At 71.3% G+C, this 8828-nt stretch carries 10 protein-coding genes; 5 read left to right on the forward strand and 5 right to left on the reverse strand.

Features of this window, described 5'->3' with window-relative positions; all coding sequences use genetic code 11:
* Nucleotides 1-729: 729 nt before the first annotated feature.
* Nucleotides 730-933 carry a hypothetical protein gene (locus tag J1C73_RS11130; RefSeq protein ID WP_207316212.1) on the reverse strand — a complete coding sequence of 68 codons (204 nt, stop codon included), beginning with the start codon at nt 931-933 and terminating at the stop codon, nt 730-732.
* Nucleotides 930-1190, reverse strand: coding sequence for a hypothetical protein (locus J1C73_RS11135; protein WP_207316213.1), 261 nt, complete (start codon nt 1188-1190; stop codon nt 930-932). The genes J1C73_RS11130 and J1C73_RS11135 overlap by 4 nt, the downstream gene beginning before the upstream one ends.
* Nucleotides 1191-1294: 104 nt before the next feature.
* On the opposite strand from J1C73_RS11135, the gene J1C73_RS11140 reads away from it, so the two are divergent.
* Nucleotides 1295-2125, forward strand: a complete 831-nt coding sequence (locus J1C73_RS11140; RefSeq protein ID WP_207316220.1) for a helix-turn-helix domain-containing protein — start codon at nt 1295-1297, stop codon at nt 2123-2125.
* Nucleotides 2122-2331: a DUF397 domain-containing protein gene (locus J1C73_RS11145; protein ID WP_207316214.1), complete on the forward strand. Its 210-nt coding sequence runs from the start codon at nt 2122-2124 to the stop codon at nt 2329-2331. Before J1C73_RS11140 ends, J1C73_RS11145 begins: the two co-directional genes overlap by 4 nt.
* 72 nt (nt 2332-2403) lie before the next feature.
* On the opposite strand, the gene J1C73_RS11150 is transcribed toward J1C73_RS11145, so the two are convergent.
* From J1C73_RS11150 to J1C73_RS11160, 3 genes are read right to left on the reverse strand one after another with little or no spacing between them, the layout of a single operon-like run.
* Complete coding sequence (locus tag J1C73_RS11150; RefSeq protein WP_207316215.1) at nt 2404-3621, reverse strand: sensor histidine kinase; 1218 nt, start codon at nt 3619-3621, stop codon at nt 2404-2406.
* Nucleotides 3622-3632: 11 nt separating this feature from the next.
* Entirely contained in the window at nt 3633-4355 is a 723-nt protein-coding gene (locus tag J1C73_RS11155; protein ID WP_207316216.1) for an ABC transporter permease, read from the reverse strand.
* On the reverse strand, nt 4355-5302 hold the full coding sequence (locus J1C73_RS11160) for an ABC transporter ATP-binding protein (RefSeq protein ID WP_242644011.1): 948 nt from the start codon (nt 5300-5302) through the stop codon (nt 4355-4357). The genes J1C73_RS11155 and J1C73_RS11160 overlap by 1 nt, the downstream gene beginning before the upstream one ends.
* A 296-nt stretch (nt 5303-5598) precedes the next feature.
* Between J1C73_RS11160 and chsH3 the strand changes: the two genes are divergently transcribed.
* From chsH3 to J1C73_RS11175, 3 genes are read left to right on the forward strand one after another with little or no spacing between them, the layout of a single operon-like run.
* A complete protein-coding gene (chsH3, locus tag J1C73_RS11165) occupies nt 5599-6471 on the forward strand; it encodes an enoyl-CoA hydratase ChsH3 (protein ID WP_207316217.1) in 873 nt (290 codons plus the stop codon).
* A 31-nt stretch (nt 6472-6502) separates the two neighbouring features.
* Nucleotides 6503-7579 (forward strand): Zn-dependent alcohol dehydrogenase, encoded by a 1077-nt coding sequence (locus tag J1C73_RS11170; protein ID WP_207316218.1) that lies wholly within the window; start codon nt 6503-6505, stop codon nt 7577-7579.
* 48 nt (nt 7580-7627) lie between these two features.
* The gene (locus J1C73_RS11175; protein ID WP_207316219.1) at nt 7628-8569 is read left to right on the forward strand and encodes a 3-oxoacyl-ACP reductase; all 942 of its coding nucleotides are present in this window, start codon (nt 7628-7630) and stop codon (nt 8567-8569) included.
* Nucleotides 8570-8828: the final 259 nt, after the last annotated feature.

The raw sequence follows: 8828 nt of genomic DNA on the forward strand, positions 1-8828 counted from the left end.
AGCAGCCCTAGCTCGGGGATCTCGCCGAGCTAGGGCGCTCGGTAGGCGGCCTGTCGGCAGGCGTGCGAGCACCACCGTCGGGCTGCTGAGGCCGAGTCCATGGGGGTTCGGCAGAAGCCGCATGTCGGGCCCGTGGGGACGCTGTGGCCGGCGGGAGGTTGGGCGGGGTTCTGCTGGCGTTGGAGGCAGTCCTGTACTACCCGCTTGCTGATGCGCTTGCGCGGTGTCGAACCAGGGCGGACGGGCGCGGGAATTGCAGCGGATCACCGTTGGGCCTCCGGCTGAGGGGACGTGGGACCCGGTCCATGCGGCGCGCGGCAGCACACGGACGGGGAGGGGGCTCGGGTGCGCCGTACCCGGCTGCGGCACGGCGAGACCGGACGGGCCACCCGGCGAGCGTCAACAGCAGGCCGGCAGCCGGGTCGAGCACGGTGAGCACATCGGGCCCCCCGGCCTCCAGTCGCGCCATCGCGTGGTCCTGCTGGTCCGGGTCGTGTGCCCACGCCCGTAGCCCGTTCGGGACGGCGGGGCCCTGAAAGTCGATCGGCCGGACGTCCCGCGTGCCGGACGGCTGGGGCTCGGGTGCGCCGACCCCGTCCGCGAGCCGATGCGCTTGCCGTCGCAGCCACCGGAGCGCGAGCCGGCGGTTCGGCAGGGTGGCCCTGCCGAGCGAGACGGCCCTCCCACCGGTCGTCGCGGTGATCTCCGCCATGTAGTAGGGGACGCCGTTCACGCGGCGCGCTCCCCGGTCGGGAGCTGAACCACCGCTTGCAGCGCCTCGGCTGCCGCTTCCGTGAACGCCGCCGACTCGGCCGTATCCGCGAGGTGTTCGGCAATCGCGCGGTCCAGCTCGGCGCGGAACAGCGCGCGGGTTTCGGGGTCCGACGCGATGCGGTCCAACTCGGCGTCCAGGTCGTGCGCCGGGACGCTCACAGCACCTCACCCCGACTCCGCGCGTTGCACCGCGCGTTCTGGGCGCGCAGCCGCTCTATCGAGTCCGCGGGGCGTACGTGCTCGGGGTCGGCCTCCCACTCCTGCCCGCCGCAAATCGGTCGCAGTGACCAGTACGGGCCGGCGAGCCCTCGGAACTCCCCGATCCTGTTCGCGTGGGCCGTGTCCACCATGAGTGTGCCGGGGGCGGGTACGTGGGCGGGTTCCTGTCCATCCGTGGGAACGTTGTGCGCACTCATCGCCGCTCCTCTCCGTAGCGGTTTCGCTACTCAGGGCGTCCAGAGTGGCCTAGAGTCGGAGTGTCCTCAACTTGACTGTTTTGCTTGATGAGTTAGGAACTCACGTGGTCAACCGGAAGGCATTGGACCCCGAGACTTCGCCGGCGCAGGCGTTTGGCCAGCGCATACGGCAAGCGCGGGACGAGCGCGGGTGGACGCAGGACGAGCTGGCCGTACGCATGGGCTTGACCGGGTCGCATGTTTCCGCTGTCGAAACTGGCCGCCGCCCACCAACTAACCGCTTCGCGCGTAGTGCTGACAGGGCACTAGGCACCGGAGACAAGTTCGAGCGAATGACCCACGCGCTCAAGAACACCTCGCTCCTGGAGGGGTTCACGGACTTCGTCACCCACGAGGTACGAGCCGTAGAGATCAGGCTGTTCGAGCTCGGGATCGTTCCGGGTCTTCTCCAGACTCCGGAGTACGCGGCAGCGATCACTACGGGTGCCGTGCGGCGCGGAGCGATCACGGAGCAGCAGGCGGAAGAACGGCTGACGCTCCTCACGAAGAGGCAGGCATCCCTGGAGCGGACGCCCCCACCGCTTGTGTACGTCGTCCTTGACGAGAGCTGCATTCGGCGGGTGGTGGGCGGCCCCCGTGTCATGGTGGAACAGCTTGACCGGCTCGCCGCGTTCGCCGAGCTGCCGTCCACCGTCGTGCAAGTCGCTCCGTTCGATCTTGGTGAGCGGCGGTCGTTCGACCTGCCGGTAACACTGGTCGCCCTCCCCGACCGATCGCACATGGCATACGCGGAGTCTGCGCAGCAAGGGCGGCTGGAGCGCGATATGCGGTTCGTGCAGCCCCTGTTGACGGCATACCATCAACTACAGGCCGAAGCGCTGTCCCAAGCGGCATCCGTGGCCATGATCGAGAAGGTAAGAAAGGGCACCCCGTGATGACCGAATCCCCCCGCTGGTTCAAGTCCTCCTACAGCAGCAATGGTGGCCAGTGCATCGAGGTCGCGGCCAACTTTGCCGTCTCACGCGGCGTGGTACCCGTCCGCGACTCCAAGGATCTGAGCGGCCCCACTCTGGGTCTTCGAGCCGACGCGTTCGCCTCCTTCGTGGCGGGCGTCAAGGCCGGAGGCTTCGGCACCGTCTGAGCAATCGATTCAGCGTCGCCCCATCGTGCCCGGCAGGGTGGGGCTTGGCTGCGGCGCGAGCCCCACAACCGTTCAGCGGTCCCCGGCTGCACCGGCCCAGTCGCCCGACGCACCCGACGCGTCCGCCGGGAGTTCCGCCGTCACCACGAAGCCGCCGCCCGGTCCCGGGCCCGCCTCCAGGGAGCCGCCCGCCGCCGCCAGGCGTTCGGTGAGGCCCTTCAGGCCGGTGCCACCGACGCCCGGGGTGGGCGGTGCGGCCGGAGTTCGGCCGTCGTCGGTGACCGTCAGCCGGACCCGGTCGGGGGTGCCGTCGATCACGAACGCGCAAGCGGTGGCGGTGGAGTGGCGCAGGACGTTGGTGACGGCCTCCCGCGCCACCCATCCCAGCAGCGCCTCCGTCTGCGGCGAGAGCGGCGGGCCGGCGCGGCGGACCGCCGGTTCGATGCCGGCGGCGGTCAGCGCCGATCTGGCCCGGTCGAGCTCGGTGGCCAGGCTCCCCTCGCGGTAGCCGGTGACCGCCTCACGGATCTCGGTGAGCGCCTGCCGCCCGACCGACTCGATATCGGTGACTTGCCGGAGCGCCTCGTCCATGTCGTGCGGGGCGAGCCTGCGCGCGGCCTCCGACTTGACGACGATCACGGAGACGGTGTGGCCCAGCAGATCGTGCAGATCGCGGGAGAAGCGCAGCCGCTCCTTCTCGACGGCGGTGCGGGCCAGTTCCTGCCGGGTGGAGCGCAGCTCCATCACCGTCTCCGACAGGGTGAGCAGCGCGGCCGTCACCGCACCGGAGATGAACGTGCCGTAGGCCAGCGTCCACGGCGTCGACGCGCTGTCCTCGTGCCACACCGAGACGACGCACGCGGCCGCGGCGAGCACGAGCAGACAGACCGCCAGCCACTGTTTGCGCAGGACGGTCCCGCAGGCCAGCGAGAGCAGCGGGAAGAACAGCAGCCAGCTGCCGCCGTACCCGGCCGCGAGCCCCAGCGTGACGGCGGTCAGCGCGGCCAGCAGCACATACGTCAACCGGCTCTCGCGCGCCCTCTTGTCGAAGCCCCGGACCACCACCGAGATGTAGAGGGAGTTGAAGGCGAACAGGCCGATGCCCCCGATCCAGGGATTGGGGGTATCGCCCTGGAACAGATTGGAGAAGGCGCCCAGGCCCAGCAGCAGCCAGGGGAGCAGGACGTAGGGTCCGGGAGGTCCCGGACGCCGGTGCTCCTTCCGCCACTGCCGTCGTTCCGCACGCCGCCTGCGCCGTACCTCGCGCGCTTGTGATCCGCTCCCGAACATGTTCACTCCCGTCACACGGTCCTCGCGGACCGACGGTACGAGACCACGGCGTACGTGCCGAACAGCAGCAGCCACCCTGCGAGTACACCGATGGTCGTGGCACCGGGTGCGCGGCCGTCGGTGGCCGCCCAGCCCAGTTCCGCGAACCGGTTGGCGGGGGTGAACCCGCCGACGGAGCGCAGCCAGCCGGGGAGCAGCTCCAGCGGGAACCACAGCCCGCCGACGATCGCGAAGCCCATCAGACACGCGACGTTGACCACGCCGGTGCCCTGCGGGGTCAGCCGGTAGCCGTTGCCGATTCCGAGCAGGGTGAAGGGCAGGGCGCCGATCCACAGCAGCAGGACGAGCGCGGCCCACTGCCAGGCGCCCAGCCGTACCCCGTTGAGCAGCCCGCCGGCCAGCAGCACGGTGAGGATCGTCGGGAGCACCGTCACCGAACCGCTGATCGCACGGCCCACGACCGCCTGCGACGGGCTGAGCGGGGTGACCCGCAACTGCTGGAGCCAGCCCAGCGACTTGTCGGAGGCGACCCCCGTACCGATCGACATCGCGGAGCCCAGCGCTCCGTACGCGGCCATGCCGACCATCGCGGTGGTCTTCCAGCCGTCGACGCCCTCGCCGCCGCCGATGTTGGTGAACAGCAGATACATCATCACCGGCATCCCGGTACCGAAGATCAGGAAGAAGCCGTCGCGCAGGGTCCGGCGGATTTCGAGCACGATGTACTGGAACATCAGACGGTCTCCTTGCGGTCGGTCCGGCTCTCCGGAGCAGCCGTGGAGGTGAGGGAGAGGAACGCGGCCTCCAGCGTGGCGGGGGAGACCTGGAGGCCCCGGATCAGGCCGAGGCGGGCGAGCTCCACGACAGTGGCGTCCGAGTCGTCCGTGTGCAGCAGCGCCCGGTCCCCGGTCACCTCGACGACGGCGACGCCGGGCAGCAGATCGAGCCCCTCGGTGGGCCGGCCCGCCAGGTCGAAGGAGACCAGGTGGCGGCCGGCGGCGCCCTTGATGGATTCGCCGCTGCCGTCCGCGACGATCCGGCCCCGGTCGATGACGACGATCCGGTCGGCGTTCTCGTCGGCCTCCTCCAGGTAGTGGGTGGAGAAGATCACCGTGTTGCCGCGCCGGGCGTAGGCCCGCATGGAGTCCCAGAAGGCGCGGCGTCCGTCCACGTCCAGGGCCGCGGTCGGCTCGTCCAGCACGATCAGCTCCGGGTTTCCGGCCAGTGCGACGGCGAACCGGACCCGCTGGATCTGGCCGCCGGAGAGCTTGTCGATCCGCCGGTTCGCGTACGGCGCGACGCCCGCCAGCTCCAGCGCCTCGGCGATCGGCATCGGGCGCGGATAGGTGGAGGCGACGAAGGCGATCAGTTCGCGGACGGTCACCCGCTGGATGGGCCGCCCGTCCTGGAGCATCGCGCCGACCAGGCCGGCCCGGACGGCCTGTTCGGGGGAGCGGCCCAGTACCCGCACACTCCCGTCGTCGGGCTCGTTCAGGCCGAGCAGCAGGCTGATGGCCGTGGACTTCCCCGCGCCGTTGCGGCCGAGCAGAGCGACGGTCTCGCCCCGCTGGACGGTCAGGCCGATCCCGTCCACGGCCCGCACGCTCTGTCCGGCCCGGCCGAAGGTCTTCACCGCCCCGGTGAAGACCACCGCGGCCCCGTTCCCCGTTGTCTGTTTCATGGACATGACGCTACGGAGCCGGGGCCCCGCCCCGGCAGAGGCGCATGTACGGACTCCGCGATGACAAATGTCACCGCGCGGGCGGACGGGAACCGGGTGGCCGGATCGCGATCCGCCGAGTGATCTGACACAACGTCAGGAGACTTCACAACTGCTGGGCGCTGCGTTATACATAGGGCCACCGGCTAGAACGCGTTCTAGAACGGACGCGGCTTCCGGTCCCGCACGACCTCGGTGCGGCCGACGGTGCGGACGGCCGCGCCGAGGTCTTCCCACCATCAAGGAGCAGCTCTCCCATGCCCATTGATGCCGCAGAGGCGGTTGCCGCCGAACCCCGCTCGACCTCGATCAGCTGGGACCACAAGGACATCCAGCTCTACCATCTGGGCCTCGGCGCGGGAACGGCCCCCGGCCGGCCCGACGACGCCACCGACCCGGACGAGCTCCGCTACACACTGGAGTCCCGGCTCCACGTCCTGCCGAGCTTCGCCACCGTCGCGGGCGCCGGCCTCGCGATGGGCGGCGGCCTCGCGGCGCCCGGGGTCGACGTCGACCTCGCCGCCGTGCTGCACGGCGGCCAGTCCGTACGCCTGCACCGGCCGATTCCGGTGCGGGGTACCGCCGTTCAGACCTCAAGGGTCGCCGCCGTGTACGACAAGGGCAAGGCGGCGGTCCTCGTGCTGCGCACCGAGGCCACCGACGACGACGGCCCGCTGTGGACCAACGACGCCCAGATCTTCGTACGCGGCGAGGGCGGCTTCGGCGGTGAGCGCGGCCCGTCGCAGCGGCTCGCCCTGCCCGACCGCGCCCCGGACCGGGTGGTGGAACGGCCGGTCCGGCCGGACCAGGCGTTGCTCTACCGGCTCTCCGGGGACTGGAACCCGCTGCACGCCGACCCGGAGTTCGCCAAGCTGGCCGGCTTCGACCGGCCGATCCTGCACGGGCTCTGCACCTACGGGATGACGCTCAAGGCGGTGGCCGACACCCTGCTGGACGGCGAGGTGTCCCGCATCGGCTCGTACCGCACCCGGTTCGCCGGGATCGTCTTCCCGGGCGAGACCCTCCGCATCCGGATGTGGGCCGGTGACGGCCGGGTCCAGGTGGTGGTGACCGCCGTCGAACGCGACGACGCACCGGTCCTCGCCGACACGCTCGTCGAACACTCCTGAAGCACGTACCGACCCCGAGGGGAGCCGCACCATGCGCGCAGCCGTACTGCACGAGATAGGCCAGGACAAGCTCGAAGTCCTCGACGACGTCGAGGCGGTGGGCTTCGGCCCCGGCAAGGTCAGGCTCCGCATCCGGGCCACCGGACTGTGCCACTCCGATGTCTCCGCGATGAGCGGGGTGCTGCCGCAGCCCGCCCCCTTCATCCCCGGCCACGAGGGCGCCGGTGAGGTGCTCGACGTCGGCGACGGGGTGAGCGGGCTGAGCGCGGGTGACCGGGTGCTGGTCTGCTGGCTGCCCGCGTGCGGGGAGTGTCCTTCCTGCAAGCGCGGCCAGACCCAGCTCTGCCTCGCCGGGTTCATGAACGCGGGCACCCCCAACTTCAAGCGCCCCGGCGGCGATGTGTTCGGCTTCGCCGGTACCGGCACCTTCACCGAGGAGGTCGTCGTCGGCGCGGGCTGCGCGGTGCCGATCCCCGACGACGTGCCGTTCGAGATCGCCGCGCTGATCGGCTGCGGGGTCACCACCGGCCTCGGCGCGGCCATCAACACCGCGAAGGTGGAGGCCGGTTCGTCGGTCGCCGTGATCGGCTGCGGCGGCGTCGGTATCTCCACCATCCAGGGCGCCAGGGTGCAGGGCGCCGCCCAGATCATCGCCGTGGACCCGGTGGCCTCCCGGCGCGAGGCGGCGCTGCGGTTCGGTGCGACCGAGGCCGTCTCGCCCGACGAGTTCGCCGACACCAAGCAGCGGATCACCGCGGGCGAGGGCTTCGACTACGTCTTCGAGGTCGTCGGCAAGTCGGTCACGGCCCGCACGGCGTACGAGAACACCCGGCGCGGCGGCACCCTCTGCATCGTCGGCGCGGGCGCCATGGACGACAACTTCCAGGTCAACATGTTCGAGCTGTTCTTCGACGAGAAGCGGATCCTGCCCTCCATGTACGGGGGAGGGGACGTGCTCCGGTCGTACGAGCGGGCCATCGCGCTCTGGCGGGCCGGCCGCATCGACCTCGAATCGATGATCACCCACCGGGTGCGGCTCGACGGCATCAACGACGCCCTCGACCAGATGCGGACCGGCGAGTCGCTGCGTACCTGCATCGAACTCTGACCCCCCGCGGCAGAGCCCCGCCCCCTCCCGAGAGGACCCCGAGATCCGATGTCACTCCCCCTGGACGGACTGTCCGCGATCGTCACCGGCGCCGGCCGCGGCCTCGGGCGCGCCGAAGCGCTGGAACTGGCGCGGCTCGGCGCGGCCGTCGTCGTCAACGACTACGGGCAGCCGGGCCGCGACGGCTCCGGCGAGGCGTCCGCCGCGCCCGCCGAGCAGGTCGCCGAGGAGATCCGGGCGGCCGGTGGCCGGGCGGTCGCGCACCTCGGCGACGTGTCCGACCACGAGCAGGCCCGCGCCCTGGTGGAACTGGCCGTCGAGACGCACGGACAGCTCGACGTCCTGGTCAACAACGCGGGCATCCTGCGCGACCGGATGATCTTCTCGATGACCGAGGACGAGTGGGACTCGGTGATACGGGTCCACCTCAAGGGCCACTTCAACACCACGCACTTCGCCGCCGCCCACTGGCGGTCCCGGTCCAAGGCGTCCGGCGGCCCGGTCTACGGCCGGATCGTCAACACCTCCTCGGAGGCGTTCCTGGCCGGCTCGGCGGGCCAGCCCAACTACGCGGCGGCCAAGGGCGGCATCGTCGGGCTGACCACCTCCACCGCGCTGGCCCTGGCCAAGTACGGCGTCACCGCCAACGTCATCTGCCCGCGCGCCCGGACCCGGATGACCGAGGACGTCTTCGCGGGCTTCCAGGAACCGCAGGACGGGCGGCTCGACGCGCTCGCACCCGAGCATGTCTCGCCGCTCGTCGGCTATCTGGCGTCCCCGGCGGCCGCCAAGGTCAACGGGCAGCTGCTCGTGGTGCACGGCGGGATGGTCGCGATCGTCGAACGCCCCAGGGTGGCGGCGAAGTTCGACTCGTCGAAGGAGACGTTCTCCTTCGACGAGCTGGACGAGCTCATCTCCCCGTACTACGCGGACCGCCCGCCGAACGAGACCTTCGCGGCGGCGGAGGTGCTCGGCCTGAAGCGGGGCTGAGCGGCCGACCCGCACGGGGGAGGGCCCCGCAGCCGGTCGGCCGCGGGGATCGGTACATGGGGAGGGCCCCCGCGGCGGTCGGCCGCGGGGGCCCTCCCTTCCCCGTTTCCCTCGTTGATGTCCAGGCGGTCAGGCCGCCCTGCTGCCCCCTTCGGAGGTGCGGCGGTGGCGGCCGAGCGGTTGTGCTGCCGAGTCGTCCGGCGCCACACCCCCTCGGTGCTTTCCGGAGCCGCCGGCGTCGGCCCGCTCCGCGTCCGCC

The organism is Streptomyces laculatispora (genome assembly GCF_017353455.1).
Lineage (GTDB): Bacteria > Actinomycetota > Actinomycetes > Streptomycetales > Streptomycetaceae > Streptomyces > Streptomyces laculatispora.